The 16,199-nt window shown below is 35.7% G+C and carries 14 protein-coding genes and 2 tRNA genes; all 16 read left to right on the plus strand.

Annotated elements, in window-relative coordinates; translation table 11 throughout:
- Entirely contained in the window at positions 1-1,380 is a 1,380-nt protein-coding gene (gene glmU, locus LOK41_RS22725; protein WP_241818411.1) for a bifunctional UDP-N-acetylglucosamine diphosphorylase/glucosamine-1-phosphate N-acetyltransferase GlmU, read from the plus strand.
- An 18-nt stretch (positions 1,381-1,398) separates the two neighbouring features.
- On the plus strand, positions 1,399-2,352 hold the full coding sequence (locus tag LOK41_RS22730) for a ribose-phosphate diphosphokinase (RefSeq protein WP_000107420.1): 954 nt from the start codon (positions 1,399-1,401) through the stop codon (positions 2,350-2,352).
- Positions 2,353-2,424: 72 nt separating this feature from the next.
- Positions 2,425-2,985 carry an aminoacyl-tRNA hydrolase gene (pth, locus tag LOK41_RS22735; RefSeq protein WP_174102906.1) on the plus strand — a complete coding sequence of 187 codons (561 nt, stop codon included), beginning with the start codon at positions 2,425-2,427 and terminating at the stop codon, positions 2,983-2,985.
- Positions 2,986-3,055: 70 nt separating this feature from the next.
- Positions 3,056-3,280 (plus strand): anti-sigma-F factor Fin family protein, encoded by a 225-nt coding sequence (locus LOK41_RS22740; RefSeq protein WP_241818412.1) that lies wholly within the window; start codon positions 3,056-3,058, stop codon positions 3,278-3,280.
- Between the two features lie 107 nt (positions 3,281-3,387).
- Positions 3,388-6,918, plus strand: coding sequence for a transcription-repair coupling factor (gene mfd, locus LOK41_RS22745; protein WP_241818413.1), 3,531 nt, complete (start codon positions 3,388-3,390; stop codon positions 6,916-6,918).
- Between the two features lie 135 nt (positions 6,919-7,053).
- Positions 7,054-7,590 carry a stage V sporulation protein T gene (gene spoVT, locus LOK41_RS22750; RefSeq protein WP_241818414.1) on the plus strand — a complete coding sequence of 179 codons (537 nt, stop codon included), beginning with the start codon at positions 7,054-7,056 and terminating at the stop codon, positions 7,588-7,590.
- A 176-nt stretch (positions 7,591-7,766) separates the two neighbouring features.
- Positions 7,767-9,368 (plus strand): putative polysaccharide biosynthesis protein, encoded by a 1,602-nt coding sequence (locus tag LOK41_RS22755; RefSeq protein ID WP_241818415.1) that lies wholly within the window; start codon positions 7,767-7,769, stop codon positions 9,366-9,368.
- Between the two features lie 12 nt (positions 9,369-9,380).
- A complete protein-coding gene (gene yabN, locus LOK41_RS22760; RefSeq protein WP_241818416.1) occupies positions 9,381-10,844 on the plus strand; it encodes a bifunctional methyltransferase/pyrophosphohydrolase YabN in 1,464 nt (487 codons plus the stop codon).
- A gap of 12 nt (positions 10,845-10,856) precedes the next feature.
- Positions 10,857-11,132: an RNA-binding S4 domain-containing protein gene (locus tag LOK41_RS22765; protein ID WP_017154396.1), complete on the plus strand. Its 276-nt coding sequence runs from the start codon at positions 10,857-10,859 to the stop codon at positions 11,130-11,132.
- Positions 11,133-11,212: 80 nt separating this feature from the next.
- A complete protein-coding gene (yabP, locus tag LOK41_RS22770; RefSeq protein ID WP_217448138.1) occupies positions 11,213-11,500 on the plus strand; it encodes a sporulation protein YabP in 288 nt (95 codons plus the stop codon).
- Positions 11,497-12,150, plus strand: coding sequence for a spore cortex biosynthesis protein YabQ (gene yabQ, locus LOK41_RS22775; protein WP_241818417.1), 654 nt, complete (start codon positions 11,497-11,499; stop codon positions 12,148-12,150). The genes yabP and yabQ overlap by 4 nt, the downstream gene beginning before the upstream one ends.
- Positions 12,147-12,506, plus strand: coding sequence for a cell division protein DivIC (gene divIC / locus LOK41_RS22780; protein ID WP_241818418.1), 360 nt, complete (start codon positions 12,147-12,149; stop codon positions 12,504-12,506). The genes yabQ and divIC overlap by 4 nt, the downstream gene beginning before the upstream one ends.
- Positions 12,507-12,593: 87 nt before the next feature.
- Entirely contained in the window at positions 12,594-13,079 is a 486-nt protein-coding gene (locus LOK41_RS22785; protein ID WP_017154400.1) for a S1 domain-containing RNA-binding protein, read from the plus strand.
- A gap of 167 nt (positions 13,080-13,246) precedes the next feature.
- Positions 13,247-13,320 (plus strand) — tRNA-Met (locus tag LOK41_RS22790).
- Positions 13,321-13,333: 13 nt separating this feature from the next.
- A tRNA-Glu gene (locus LOK41_RS22795) sits at positions 13,334-13,405 on the plus strand.
- A 260-nt stretch (positions 13,406-13,665) separates the two neighbouring features.
- The gene (gene spoIIE, locus LOK41_RS22800; RefSeq protein ID WP_241818419.1) at positions 13,666-16,137 is read left to right on the plus strand and encodes a stage II sporulation protein E; all 2,472 of its coding nucleotides are present in this window, start codon (positions 13,666-13,668) and stop codon (positions 16,135-16,137) included.
- The last annotated feature ends 62 nt before the right edge of the window (positions 16,138-16,199 follow it).

The raw sequence follows: 16,199 nt of genomic DNA on the forward strand, positions 1-16,199 counted from the left end.
ATGTCAAACAGATTTGCAGTGATTCTAGCTGCAGGTAAAGGCACACGTATGAAGTCCAAGCTATACAAAGTGCTTCATCCTGTATGTGGAAAACCAATGGTACAGCATGTAGTCGATCAAGTATCTCAATTAGGATTGCAGAAACTTGTAACGGTAGTTGGACATGGTGCTGAAAAAGTACAAGAACAACTAGGGGACGTAAGTGAATTTGCATTACAAGCAGAACAACTTGGTACAGCACATGCTGTTGATCAAGCTGCTGATGTACTTGCAAATGAAGAAGGAACAACTTTAGTTATTTGTGGTGATACACCACTTATAACAGCTGAAACAATGGAAGCATTGTTAAAACATCATGAAGAAGCAGGGGCGAAGGCGACAGTGCTAACGGCATACATAGAAGAACCTGCTGGATATGGACGTATTGTTCGTAATGAACACGGTCATGTTGAAAAGATCGTTGAGCATAAAGATGCAAATGAAGTAGAGCTATCTATTAAAGAAATTAATACAGGTACGTATTGTTTTGATAATAAAGCACTATTTGCTTCACTTTCTAAAGTTTCAAATGATAACGTACAAGGTGAATACTACCTTCCGGATGTTATTGAAATTTTGAAAAATGAAGGTCATATTGTATCAGCTTATCAAACGGAGCATTTTGATGAAACGTTAGGTGTTAACGACAGAGTCGCTCTATCGCAAGCGGAAATTATTATGAAGAAGCGTATCAACCATAAGAACATGGTGAATGGTGTTACAATTATTGATCCAAGTAACACATATATTTCTGCGGATGCAATTATTGGTAGTGATACAGTTCTTCATCCAGGGACGATTATTGAGGGTAAAACTGTAATTGGTTCTGATTGTGAAATTGGTCCACATACAGTAATACGTGATAGTGAAATTGGAGACCAGACAACAATTCGTCAATCTACTGTACATGACAGTAAGATTGGTACGGGAGTTTCAGTCGGACCATTTGCACATATTCGCCCGGATTCAGTTATTGGTAACGAAGTACGCGTTGGAAACTTCGTGGAAATTAAAAAGACTGTTTTTGGTAATAGAAGTAAAGCTTCACACTTAAGTTATATCGGGGATGCACAAGTTGGAGAAGACGTGAATCTTGGTTGTGGTTCAATTACAGTGAATTACGATGGCAAGAATAAATTCAAAACAGTTATTGGAGATGGCGTATTTATTGGTTGTAATTCAAACCTTGTTGCTCCTGTAACAGTTGAAGATGGTGCTTATGTTGCGGCAGGGTCTACAATTACTGAGACTGTTCCATCAAAAGCATTATCGATTGCACGTGCACGTCAAGTTAATAAAGAAGACTATGTTGATCAATTGCTGAATAAGAAAAAATCATAATGTGGAGGGTTAATCTAGATGTCGACTCAATATCTAAATTCTAATTTGAAAGTATTCTCTTTAAACTCTAATAAGGAACTTGCTGAGCAAATTGCAAAGCATATTGGAGTAGGGCTAGGAAAGTGTTCTGTTGACCGTTTTAGTGATGGAGAAGTTCAAATTAACATTGAAGAAAGTATTCGTGGTTGCGATGTATTCATTATTCAATCTACAAGCTTCCCAGTAAACGAACATATCATGGAATTACTTATTATGATCGATGCATTAAAACGTGCATCTGCAAAAACAATTAATATCGTTATTCCTTACTATGGTTATGCGCGTCAAGACCGTAAAGCGCGTTCTCGTGAACCAATTACATCGAAACTTGTAGCAAACTTGCTTGAAACAGCAGGTGCAACTCGTGTAATCACTCTAGATTTACACGCTCCACAAATTCAAGGGTTCTTTGATATCCCAATCGATCATCTAATGGGTGTACCGATCCTTTCAGATTACTTCGAGACAAAAGGTCTTAAAGATATCGTAATCGTATCTCCTGACCATGGTGGCGTAACACGTGCAAGAAAAATGGCGGATCGCTTAAAAGCGCCAATCGCTATTATTGATAAACGTCGCCCACGTCCGAACGTATCGGAAGTAATGAATATCATTGGTAACATTGAAGGTAAGACAGCAATTTTAATTGATGACATCATTGATACAGCTGGTACAATTACATTAGCAGCAAACGCTCTTGTTGAGAACGGTGCTTCTGAAGTATATGCTTGCTGTACACACCCAGTTTTATCTGGACCAGCAATTGAGCGTATCCAAAACTCAAATATTAAAGAGTTAGTTGTAACAAACTCTATCGTATTACCAGAAGAGAAGAAAATTGATAAAGTACACGAGCTTTCTGTTGCTCCATTAATCGGAGAAGCAATCATCCGTGTTTATGAAGAAGAATCTGTGAGTGTATTATTCAATTAATTGGATAGAATGAGACGTAACCAAATTTGGTTACGTCTTTTCGTATCGTAAAAAGAAAGTAGTGGTACAAGAATGAAATTAATAGTAGGACTTGGGAACCCAGGTAGAGAATATGAATTAACAAGGCATAATATTGGATTTATGGGAATTGATGAGCTTGCAAGACGATGGGGCATTTCTTTAAATGAACAAAAGTTTAAAGGGATGTATGGTTCAGGTTTTGTTAATGGTGAGAAGGTAATTTTATTAAAGCCACTTACGTATATGAATTTATCTGGAGAAAGCATCCGTCCACTTATGGATTACTATAAAATTGATGTGGAAGATTTTGTTGTCATGTATGACGATTTAGATATTCCAGTAGGTAAATTGCGCCTTCGTATGAAAGGTAGTGCAGGTGGTCATAATGGTGTGAAATCGACAATTTCTCATTTAGGTACGCAAGAATTCCAACGTATTCGTATGGGGATTGATCGTCCGAAAAATGGTATGAAAGTAGTGGATTATGTATTAGGGCGTTTCACAGCAGAAGAGTTGCCAGAGGTAAATCAATCCATTGAAAAAGCTGCGGATGCATGTGAAGAGTGGTTAAAGAAACCATTTCTTCAAATTATGAATACTTTTAATGGTTAATGTTCTAATTTGGAATATTTTACGATGTTTTTATCCATACTAGTAGTAATTGTACACTTAGGAGGATAGTATGGAAGGGCATTATTACTGTAGACATTGTGGAGGTAATGTGGGTTCCATTACCGCAGAAAAGGTATACAGCAAAGTTTTATTTCAACTAACAGAGCAAGAACGATTGGATATGATTCATTTTCATGAAAATGGAAATATATATATAAAAACAATCTGTGAGTCGTGCCAAGAAACGCTCTCATCTTATCCAGAGTATTATGAGTATGAAAAATTTCTGCAATAAAATGTTGTCGCTTTGGCATGTCCAAAGCATTTTTCTGTTTTCTTTTTCCAAAATATTTGCATAAAAATATATTAACTTGCTCTTTTATGTTGAGAGGAGTTTTGAAAATGATAGGGTTATTAGAGCAATTTTATAAAAATAAAGAAATACAATCCATTATTAATGGGTTAGAAGAAGGATTGAAGGAACAGCTTGTATCAGGTATGGCAACTTCTTCTCGTTCTTTATTAATGGCTGCTTTATATAAAAAAACAAAGCAGTCACAGCTTGTTGTTACACACAACTTATTTCAAGCGCAAAAAGTATATGAGGATTTAGTTTCATTACTTGGTGAACAGGATGTATGGTTATATCCAGTTAATGAATTAATTGCGTCGGAAATAGGGGTTGCAAGTCCAGAACTAAAAGCACAGCGTATTGAGGTTTTAAATCGTTTAGCAATGGGCGAGCAAGGCATTATTGTTGTTCCAGTCGCTGGTTTACGTAGATTTTTACCAATAAAAGAACTATGGAAGCAAAAGCAGATCGAAATTAATCTAGGGCAAGAGATTGATTTAGATGCATTGCTTCATACGTTGCATCACATTGGATATGAACGTAAATCAATGGTAGAAGCACCTGGAGAATTCAGTTTACGTGGGGGAATATTAGATATTTACCCGTTAACTGAAGAATTACCGTTTCGTATAGAGTTCTTTGATACAGAAGTAGATTCTATCCGCTCATTCGATGTAGAAGAACAACGCTCCCAAGATAAAAGGGAAAGCGTGAAATTTGGTCCTGCAACGGAATTTTTATTTTCAAAAGATGAACTAAAATTAGGAGTGGAGCGTCTTGAAGAAGGTTTAATGAAGACGATGCAGAAGCTCTCTGATGATAAAATCAAGACAGCGGTGCTTGAAACGGTTAGTCATGAGATAGAAATATTGAAAAACGGACAGACCATAGAGCAAATGTTTAAATATTTATCTATTTTTTACAAAGAACATGCTAGTCTAATAGACTATTTACCTGAGAATGGTGTTGTTATTTTAGATGAAATTTCGCGTATCCAAGAAACAGCATCACATCTTGAGACAGAAGAAGCAGAATGGTATACATCGCTTCTAAGTGAAGGAGCAATTATTCAAGATTTGACGTTCTCACACCAATTTGAAGAGTTTCTACATCATAAAAAAAGAAGCTTTGTATATTTAACATTATTTTTACGCCATATTGCACATACGCACCCACAAAATATTGTTAATGTAACGTGTAAAACAATGCAGGACTTTCATGGGCAAATGCAGTTATTAAAAACAGAAATTGATAGATGGACTGAAGGGAATTTCACGACAGTTGTATTAGGAACTGACGAAGAGCGCGCAAAAAAATTACAATATATTTTAAGTGATTATGATATTGAAGCAGACATTATAGAGTCTACGGATATATTGCTTCCTGGTCGCCTTCAAGTTGCTGTAGGTGATTTGCATGCAGGATTTGAAATGCCAATGCAAAAGCTTGTTGTAATTACAGAAAAAGAGCTGTTCCATAAGAAAATAAAAAAATCACAACGCAAGCAAAAACTATCAAATGCAGAGCGTATTAAAAGTTATTCGGAGTTAAAAGTTGGAGACTACGTTGTTCACGTAAATCATGGTATCGGTAAATTTTTAGGAATTGAAACACTAGAAATTAATGGTGTCCATAAAGATTATTTGAATATTAAATATCAAGGTAATGATAAGTTATATGTGCCAATCGAACAAATTGATCAAGTACAAAAATATGTAGGATCAGAAGGTAAGGACCCGAAAGTTTACAAACTAGGCGGAAATGATTGGAAAAAAGTCAAAACAAAGGTAGAAAAATCTGTACAAGATATTGCAGATGACTTAATTAAATTGTATGCAGAGCGTGAGGCTTCCAAAGGATATGCATACACGCCGGATACTGCGGAGCAACAGGAATTTGAATCATCTTTCCCATATCAGGAGACAGAAGATCAGTTGCGTTCTATTGAAGAAATTAAGAAAGATATGGAACGTGGTCGTCCGATGGATCGACTTCTATGTGGTGATGTTGGATATGGAAAAACGGAAGTTGCAATTCGTGCAGCGTTTAAAGCAATTATGGATGAAAAGCAAGTTGCAATTTTAGTACCGACAACGATACTTGCACAACAACACTATGAAACGATTCGAGAGCGTTTTCAAGACTACCCAATTAATATTGGATTGTTAAGTAGATTCCGTACTAGAAAACAACAAAATGAAACCATTAAAGGTTTAAAAGATGGGACAGTTGATATTGTTATTGGAACACATCGTATTTTATCTAAAGATGTAACTTATAAAGATTTAGGTTTACTAATTATTGACGAAGAACAACGATTTGGTGTTACGCATAAAGAAAAGATTAAACAATTGAAAGCGAATGTTGATGTATTAACATTAACGGCAACGCCAATTCCGCGTACGCTCCATATGTCTATGCTCGGTGTACGAGATTTATCTGTTATTGAGACGCCGCCAGAAAATCGTTTCCCGGTACAAACATATGTGGTTGAGTATAATCCAGGGTTAATTCGAGAGGCAATAGAACGGGAACTGGCAAGGGGCGGCCAAATTTATTTCTTATATAATCGTGTTGAAGATATTGAAAGAAAAGCAGACGAAATCTCTATGTTAGTTCCAGAGGCACGTGTGACGTATGCACATGGGAAAATGAACGAGAGTGAACTAGAGTCTGTCATGATATCATTTTTAGATGGACAGCATGATGTTCTTGTAAGTACAACGATTATTGAAACAGGTGTTGATATCCCTAATGTAAATACATTAATTGTATTTGATGCTGATCGTATGGGATTATCACAGCTTTATCAGCTTCGTGGGCGCGTTGGTCGTTCAAACCGTGTTGCTTATGCATACTTTGCATATAAGCGTGATAAAGTGTTATCAGAGGTTGCTGAGAAGCGTTTACAAGCAATTAAAGAATTCACAGAACTTGGGTCAGGATTTAAAATTGCAATGCGAGATTTATCCATTCGTGGTGCTGGTAATTTGTTGGGAGCTGAGCAACATGGATTTATTGATTCCGTCGGATTCGATCTATACTCTCAAATGTTAAAAGATGCGATTGAACAGCGTAAAGGAACACAAGGAATTGAAAATACGATCGATGTTGAAATTGATTTAGAAGTCGATGCATACTTGCCAGACGCTTATATTTCAGATAGTAAACAAAAAATTATGATGTACAAACAATTTAGAGGTGTCTCTACGATTGAAGATATTGAAGAATTACAAGAAGAAATGATTGATCGTTTCGGAGACTATCCGCAAGAAGTTGGATATTTATTACAAATTGCAAATATTAAAGTATTAGCAACGAAAGAACAGATTGAACTAATTAAACAAACAAAATTTGAAGTAACGTTTTTATTCTCAGAACAAGCAAGCCAAAATATTGATGGTGGAAAATTATTTATGCTTGGTAATAGTTTTGGCCGTATGATTGGTCTTGGTATGGAAGGTTCTCGTTTGAAAGTTGTTATGAAAACGAATGGATTAGAGACATCAAAATGGTTAACAATCGCTGAAAATTTATTAAAAGGTTTGTCTGACGTGAAAAAAGAAGTAATAAATGCCTAAAACAAAATAAAAAATGCAATTCGACGTGCATAGAAGAACTAATGTGTAAAATACTATGTCTAACAGTTGGTGATTTTTACATGAACAGGTAAATTCACCACTTTCATCATCAGTAGAAAGTGAGGCAGCATTATAATGAAAGCAACTGGAATCGTACGTCGAATTGATGATTTAGGTAGGGTAGTAATTCCGAAAGAAATTCGTAGGACTCTTCGTATTCGAGAAGGGGATCCGCTAGAAATTTTTGTTGATCGCGATGGAGAAGTTATTTTGAAAAAATATTCTCCGATTAGTGAATTAGGTGATTTTGCAAAAGAATATGCAGATGCTTTATACGATAGTTTAGGACATAACGTACTCGTATGTGATCGCGATTCTATTATCGCTGTATCAGGGGTATCTAAAAAAGAATACTTAAATAAAAGTGTTGGCGATTTAGTGGAAAAAACAATGGAAGATCGAAAATCTGTTGTTATGACAGACGAAAGTGAAATATCGATTATAGATGGTGTAACTGAAAAGGTTAGTTCTTATACAGTTGGCCCAATCGTTGCAAATGGAGATCCAATTGGAGCTGTTATCATCTTTTCAAAAGAAGAAATTATAAGTGAAGTAGAGCATAAGGCAGTAAATACTGCTGCAAGTTTTTTAGCAAAACAAATGGAACAGTAATTTTTCTTAATTATAATATTTTTTATGAAAAAGAATTTTTTTCAGAAAGTAGGATTGTATTTCATTAAAAGGTAGCATCTTGCTACCTTTTTTAATTGTATAAATCTAAAAAGAAGCCTGTTTTTTTCTTTGTGATATAATACGAGGGATGAGAATAGGAAAAGGAGTTTTCTCGTATGGAAGCGAAGAAGTATCAAGCTTTTTGGCGCGGAGCTATTATATTAACTGTTGCAAGTTTTGTTACGAAAGTATTAAGCGCTTTTTACCGTATTCCATATCAAAATATAGCGGGAGATATTGGTTTTTATATTTATCAACAAATTTACCCGTTTTATGGATTTTGTTTAGTTTTAGCTACTTATGGTTTCCCCATCATTATTTCTAAGATGGTAGCAGAGCGTTTGGAACAAGGAAAGCAGGAAGAAGCAGAGGAGATTATTTGTGTTTCTTTTTGGTTTTTATTAGGAATCGGTTGTATAGGTTTCTTTACACTGTTTTTTGGTGCTCACACGATTGCATCAGCCATGGGTGATGCAAATTTAGATAAACTGCTAAGAATTATTTCATTTTCATTCTTGTTAATGCCATTTTTATCTGTTGCACGAGGGTATTTTCAAGGGTTTAATAATATGATGCCGACAGCTGTATCACAAGTTATTGAACAAACGATTCGTGTATCTATTATTGTGTTTTTATCGTTGTTCCTCATCGCACATGAATTTGATTTATATACAGTTGGAGCAGGAGCGATGTTGGGATCGATTGTAGGCGGGATTATCGGTACATTCGTACTTTTCTTTTATATGCGACATAATTTTCGTTCTATTTTCTTGCAAGGATGGAAGAGGATACACGATAAGAAAGAAATAATTCGAATCCTTTTTTGGCAAGGACTAGCTATTTGTGTTAGTAATTTAGTTTTAATTTTTATGCAAATGGCAGATTCAGTTTCGTTTTATACATTGCTTATTCAGGCGGGAGAACCGGCAGAAGTTGCAAAAGTATTAAAAGGTGTTTATGACAGAAGTATCCCGCTTATGCAGCTTGGTACAGTTGTGACGACTTCATTTTCACTTTCGCTTATTCCGATTATTACGGCAGCAAAAGAAAGAGGAGACCGTCTGTTTATTCAACAAAAGGTGCAGTTAGCGATGAAGATCACTTTTGTGATTGGAGTTGCGGCTGCCTTAGGGTTAGCGTGTATTATTAAGCCGGCAAATATTATGTTGTTTGAAAATAGTGAGGGGTCAGCTGTATTAGCTATTTTAGCTGTTTCTATTTTATTTAGTTCCTTATCCATTACAACAGCTTCCATTTTGCAAGGGCTTGGTCAAACTGTAAAGCCAGCATTGTTTGTTGTATTTGGAGGATGTCTGAAATTATTGCTCAATTATATGTTAATGCCGAAATTTGGTGTAACTGGGGCGGCAATTGCGACGGTAATTTCGCTCATGGTTATTGCTTTGTTAAATAGTGCTTTACTTATTCGAATTGTAGAAGAACCACTCATTCATAAACAAGGTATATTTGGTGTAACGATAAGCGGATTAGGAATGGTCGTTATGTTAATGTTATTTATGCGTATTTATGAAGGGTTTGGACTAGCGAGTGATGAAGGTTATAGAGGATTAGCTGCAATTGAAGCGCTATTAGGCGTAGCAATTGGCGGGTTGGTATATCTATTTTTAATTATGAAATTAAGTGTTTTTACAAAAAAAGAATTAGGAACTGTTATGAAGCAAGAAAAGGTACAAGCTTCATTGAAGAAGAGCGGATAGAGGTGACTGGTTGTGAGTGGAGTAATTACGATTTTAGGATTAGGTGCTGGTGAATTAGATCAGCTGACAATGGGTGTGTACCGAAAGATAAAAGAAGCAGATCATATGTATGTGCGTACGAAAGAACACCCTGTTATTGAAGAGTTAGAAAAAGAAGGAGTAAAGTATACAGCTTTTGATGATGTATATGAGGCGCATGACACATTTGAAATTGTATACGAAACAATTGCAAATACGTTAATAGAACAAGCACAAGGTACGGATATTATATATGCTGTACCAGGACATCCGCTTGTTGCAGAACGAACTGTTCAACTACTCTTGCAAAAAGGAAAAGAAAAGCAAGTTGAGGTGCAAATTGAAGGCGGACAAAGCTTTTTGGATCCGATGTTTGCTAGTTTGAAAATAGATCCAATTGAAGGGTTTCAGCTTATTGATGCGACTTCATTTGAACGTGGACAATTAGAATTACGCCAACACTTAATTTTTTGCCAAGTATATGATGCGTTTGTTGCATCTGAGGTTAAGCTGACATTAATGGAGATGTTACCTGATGAGTATGAAGTATACATTGTAACAGCTGCAGGAACATCGTTTGAGCAGGTGAAGAAAGTACCGCTCTATTTGTTAGATCATGAAACAGAGTTGAATAACTTAACGAGCGTGTACATACCGCCTGTTGCTGAGCGTGCTTCTTTATATCAACAATTTGATGTGCTAAGGGAAATCATTGCTGAGCTTCGTGGACCAAATGGTTGTCCGTGGGATAAAAAACAAACGCATCAGTCTTTAAAGAAATATTTAATCGAAGAAGCATATGAAGTGTTAGAAGCAATTGATGAAGAAGATGATGATCACCTGATTGAAGAGCTTGGTGATGTGCTCTTGCAAGTTATGCTTCACGCTCAAATTGGAGAAGATGAGGGTTGGTTCTCCATTGATGACATTATCCGAACGCTAGCTGAAAAAATGGTACGTCGTCATCCACATGTATTTGGAGATATAGATGTGGAGAATGCAGAAGAAGTTGTTTCAAACTGGGAAGAAATTAAAAAACAAGAAAAAGGACATGTAGAGGAATCTGTTTTAACAGGAATTCCAAAAAGTTTACCACAATTATTGCGCGCGTGTGAAATTCAGAAAAAAGCAGGAACAGTTGGTTTTGATTGGGATGATATACAGCCAATGATGGAAAAAGTTTTTGAAGAATTGAAAGAGTTTGAGCAAGAAGTTGCAAAAATGGATAAGGAAAAAATGTTAGGTGAGCTTGGAGATTTACTATTCGCCTTCGTTAATGTTGCTCGCTATCACAAATTGAACCCAGAAGAGGCACTTCATAAAACAAATGAAAAATTTATGAGCCGTTTTATATTCATGGAAGCGAAAGTAGCTGAAATGAATAAGGAAATGCAGGAGTTAACATTAGAGCAAATGGACGCTTTATGGGAAGAAGCAAAACGGATAGAAAATCAATAAGGGGGAAATGAGATGCGCTTAGATAAGTTTCTGAAAGTATCACGTTTAATTAAAAGAAGAACGCTGGCAAAAGAAGTAGCCGATCAAGGAAGAATTACGATTAATGGACAAGCTGCAAAGGCAAGTTCCGACGTAAAGGTAGATGACGAACTAACAATTCGTTTTGGACAAAAAGTAGTAACTGTAAAAGTGAACGAATTAAAAGAAACAACAAAAAAAGAAGATGCAGCTAACATGTATACAGTAGTACGTGAAGAGAAAGTGAAAGCAGAAGAAGGCTTGTTCTAAATTATTTCCTTCCCTCATACATTATTTACTAGATCGTATAAATCTATGGGGGGATTGACGTGAATAAGAGTTATTCAACTATGTCTTCTAACCAACAGAATGTTTCTGTAGAACATGATATTGTTATGCGTGGTAGACGTGTAATAGATATTACTGGTGTAAAACAAGTAGAGAGTTTTGATAGTGAAGAGTTTTTGTTAGAAACTGTAATGGGTTTTTTAACAATTCGCGGTCAAAATTTACAGATGAAAAATTTAGATGTAGAAAAAGGTATTGTATCCATTAAAGGGAAAATTAATGAGATGTTGTACATTGATGAGAATCAAGGGGAGAAAGCTAAAGGGTTCTTTAGTAAGTTATTTAAATGAGTTTAACAATTCAATTGTATACAATGCTTTCCATGATCGGAATGGGTGCTTGGGTTGGAGCGGCATTAGATACATACCAACGCTTCTTGCAGCGATCGCAGCGCAATCGTTGGATAGTATTTATATATGATATACTGTTTTGGATTGTCCAAGCACTGTTTGTCTTTTACGTATTGCTAATTGTAAATGAAGCTGAATTACGTATATATGTTTTTGCAGCTTTGCTTTGTGGTTTTGCTGCATATCAAAGCCTATTGAAAGCAGTGTACATGCGAGTATTGAATTTTCTCATTTATATTTTTGTGCAAACGGTACAATTTTTTATTAAAATTGTACAGCTACTTATGATAAAACCTGTTATTATTATAGCGCAGCTTATTATTACTTTTATATTATTTTTATTTCGTATACTATCTTCAATTGGGAACGTGTTGTGGAAGTGTTCCAGATGGATATTACTTTTTGTATGGAAAGTTTTTTTCTGGCCTGTTCGATTTCTTACTTTGCTCATATGGAAACTTCTCCCTAACCGTGTTAAACTTTTTATAAAGAGATATGCGGAGTTAATGCAACATACAAAGAAATTGAAGAATTATATCTTTCACATCTGGGAGCGTATAAAAAAGAAGTTAGGGGGACCTCGGAAATGAGGGAACTGAGGCAAAGATTGATTGAAGAACAGAGTCCAAATTCTGCCAAAGAACATATAATACAAAAGAATGAAAACAGAAGGCGATTATATCGCCGTTTGGCCGTTTTTTTTGTTTTTGCTTTTACAATTATTGCGAGCATTAGTGTAACGTTTTATCAGCAAAATAGTTCCATTAAAGCAAAAGCAGCAAAGGTTGAAGAGATGCAAAAAGAATTGAATTCATTAACAAAGGAAGAAAAAAAACTAAAAGATGATGTTCAAAAGTTGAATGACGAAGAGTATGTTTTAAAGATTGCTAGGAGAGATTATTTCTTCTCTGGAAAAGGGGAGATAATTTTTCCTGTTTCTAAGTAGGTCGTGTCTTATTGACACTATATTTTAGGATTATATATAATAAAGTAAAATTTGACTTTTTAATCACTAAGGAGGAGCATTTTTTTTATGTCAATCGAGGTAGGCAGCAAGTTACAAGGTAAAGTAACAGGTATTACAAATTTTGGGGCTTTTGTGGAGCTGCCAGAAGGCTTAACGGGTCTTGTTCATATTAGTGAAGTTGCTGATAATTATGTGAAGGATATTAATGATCACTTAAAAGTAGGCGATCAAGTAGAAGTAAAAGTTATTAATGTTGAAAAAGACGGGAAAATTGGTCTATCTATTAAAAAAGCGAAAGAACGTGTAAGAACAGAAGGAGATCGTCCACGTGGTGAATATCAACGCGGTGGGGATCAACAACGTTCTGGACGTCCACAACGCAATCGTTCTTTTAACAGAGATAACCGTGGTGGCCGTGATAATGGTGGCAATCAAAAAGAAACGTTTGAGCAAAAAATGGCACGCTTTTTAAAAGACAGTGAAGATCGTTTAACTTCTTTAAAGCGTAATACAGAATCTAAACGTGGTGGCCGTGGCGCTCGTCGCGGATAAGAACGTTTTATTCTTAACATATAGAGAGGTGCCCGGAGTAATTTGCTCGGGGTGCTTTTTTATGTAAATAAGCATATTTAAAAAAGAATAAAAAAACTTTTTAAAACGTGTTGACTTTAAAGTGTATTTGATATAAGATACTAATTGTCCGTTAAATAAGACGACATGGCGGTGTAGCTCAGCTGGCTAGAGCGTACGGTTCATACCCGTGAGGTCGGGGGTTCGATCCCCTCCGCCGCTATATTTATTTTAACGGCCCGTTGGTCAAGTGGTTAAGACACCGCCCTTTCACGGCGGTAACACGGGTTCGAATCCCGTACGGGTCATCTAAAAAGATCATGCATAGCGCATGATCTTTTTTTGTTAAGAAATTGTAAATGAATACAATGCTTCTACAAAAATACCCTATATTTTTAGAATTTTCTATTATTTTAAAGTGCTTATGTTTAACAACTTGTATATATATAGGTTTATTTTGAATAAAAAGTCGAACGATTATGTAGGTGTGAACTGTTGTTTTGACAAAAATCCCAATAATCATCTTTTATAATGACAGTAATTAAACTATGCAGGTGGTGTTAAAAATATGCCAAAAGCAGGAAGGAATACTGTGAACACAAGTACACTGGCTATGAATGATGGACAACTCAGGTCAATAACGTGGACAAGCAAGTTGAAAGTGAAGTTAGAGCAAGTTTTCTTTAGATGGGGATTTGTTATTGCTGTAATCGGTTTTCTTTTAGGACGAGCATATATATTAACGAACATTTTACCGTTTGCACTACCGTTTTTTGCTGCTGTTTATGTAATGAAACGTGATAAGATGGCACTTGCATTTCTGGCTCTTATGGGTGGTGCGCTTTCCGTTTCGCTAGACAATTTACTTTTTGCCTTTGCATCTATTTTTACTTTCTTTATTTATAATATCTTCTTTAGTCGTTTTACACGTAAAATTGTTGGACTTGTACCATTTCAAGTATTTATCTCCGCATTAACCGCACATCTCGTTGTTGTTTACTTCGCGCAGCAAACCGTCACTATGTATGACTTACTCGTAAGTACCATTGAAGCAGGACTTAGTTTTGTTTTAACGATGATTTTCTTACAGAGTGTACCATTATTAACGGAGAGAAAGGGAAAACAACAAGCATTAGAAACGGAAGAAATTGTTTGTTTAATTATATTACTCGCATCTGTATTAACGGGTACAACAGATTGGTTTATTTACGATGCTTCAGTTCAACATATTTTCACGAGATATTTAGTATTATTATTTGCTTTTGTTGCAGGGGCGGCTACTGGTTCAACGGTAGGAGTTGTTACAGGATTGATATTGAGTTTAGCGAACGTAGGTAGTTTATCTCAACTTAGCCTGCTAGCTTTTTCCGGGTTACTTGGTGGATTATTAAAAGAAGGGAAGCGTCTTGGTGTAAGTTTAGGGTTGTTAATTGGTACAAGTTTAATTACATTATACGTCGATAAGCAAGTAAATATTATAACAACTTTAATAGAATCTGGAGTGGCGATAGGATTCTTTCTATTAACACCGAAGGCAATTATTGATCGGCTTGCTAAATTTATGCCAGGAACACAAGAGCATTCTCAGGATCAACAACAATATTTACGTAGAATGCGTGATGTGACAGCGAATAAAATTAATCAATTTGCAAATGTATTTTCTGCATTATCTAATAGTTTTTCGGTATATGGATATGTGGAGGAAGAAGATGAGGAAACAGAAGCTGATTTATTCTTAAGTACAATTACAGCCAAGACGTGTCAATCATGTTTTAAAAAGGATCAATGTTGGGTAGTGAATTTTGATAAAACATATGATTATATGAAACAAATTATGAATGAAACAGAAGAAGGAACCCTTCAGCATAACCGTAAACTAGTTCGTGAATGGGAAAAGCACTGTGTAAGAGGAAAAAAGGTAACAGATTTAATGGAAGGAGAATTAGGACATTTCTATGAGGGGCAAAAGTTACGAAAACAAATGAAAGATAATCGTAGAATTGTTGCGGAACAATTATTAGGTGTTTCAAAAGTAATGGAAGATTTTGCGAAAGAAATTCAGCGTGAACGAGAAAATCATCAAGTGCAGGAAGAACAAATTCTACAAGCGTTTCGTGACTTTGGTGTTGAGGTGGAACATGTTGATATCTATTGCTTAGATAGAGGGAATATTGATATTGAAATGATGATTCCAGCGGCATCTAATCAACATGGTGAATGTGAAAAATTAGTTGCACCAATGCTTTCGGATATTGTAAAAGAAAATATTATTGTTAAACATGAAGAACCTTCTGCTTATCCGAATGGTCATAGCATGATATCTTTTGGGTCAGCGAAAACATTTTTTCTTGATACAGGACTTGCTACAGCGGCAAAAGGAGGCGGATTTGTATCGGGAGATTCGTATGCAATGATGGATTTAAGTGTTGGGAAATATGCTCTTGCCATTAGTGACGGAATGGGTAACGGACAAAGGGCACATATGGAAAGTAAGGAAACGGTAAAATTGTTACAAAAAATATTGCAATCCGGTATCGATGAAGAAATTGCTATTAAGTCTATTAATTCAATTCTTTCATTGAGAACGACAGAAGAAATGTTTACGACGCTTGATTTAGCTATGGTGGATTTACGTGATGCAAGTGCAAAATTTTTAAAAATTGGTTCAACCCCAAGTTTTGTAAAACGTGGAAATGACGTTATTAAAATAGAGGCAAGCAATTTGCCGATGGGAATCATTGAGGATGTTGAGGTAGATGTTGTTGGTGAACAATTAAAAACAGAAGATATTTTGATTATGATGAGCGATGGGATTTTTGAGGGAGCACAGCATGTGGAAAACCATGAATTGTGGATGAAGCGTAAAATTAAAGAACTACAAACAGATGATCCACAAGAAATTGCTGATATCATTATGGAAGAGGTTATTCGTTCTAGTGATGGATATATTAATGACGATATGACGATTGTCGTTGCTAAGGTAAAGAAGAATATGCCAAAATGGGCTACGATTCCAATCATGGGTAAACAAGCACAGTAGAGGAGCGGCAGGTTTCTCGGTTTGATTATGAGGTCTAGGGTGATACCTAGGCCTTTTTCTTA

This window comes from Bacillus sp. TL12 (genome assembly GCF_022625245.1).
Taxonomy (GTDB): domain Bacteria; phylum Bacillota; class Bacilli; order Bacillales; family Bacillaceae_G; genus Bacillus_A.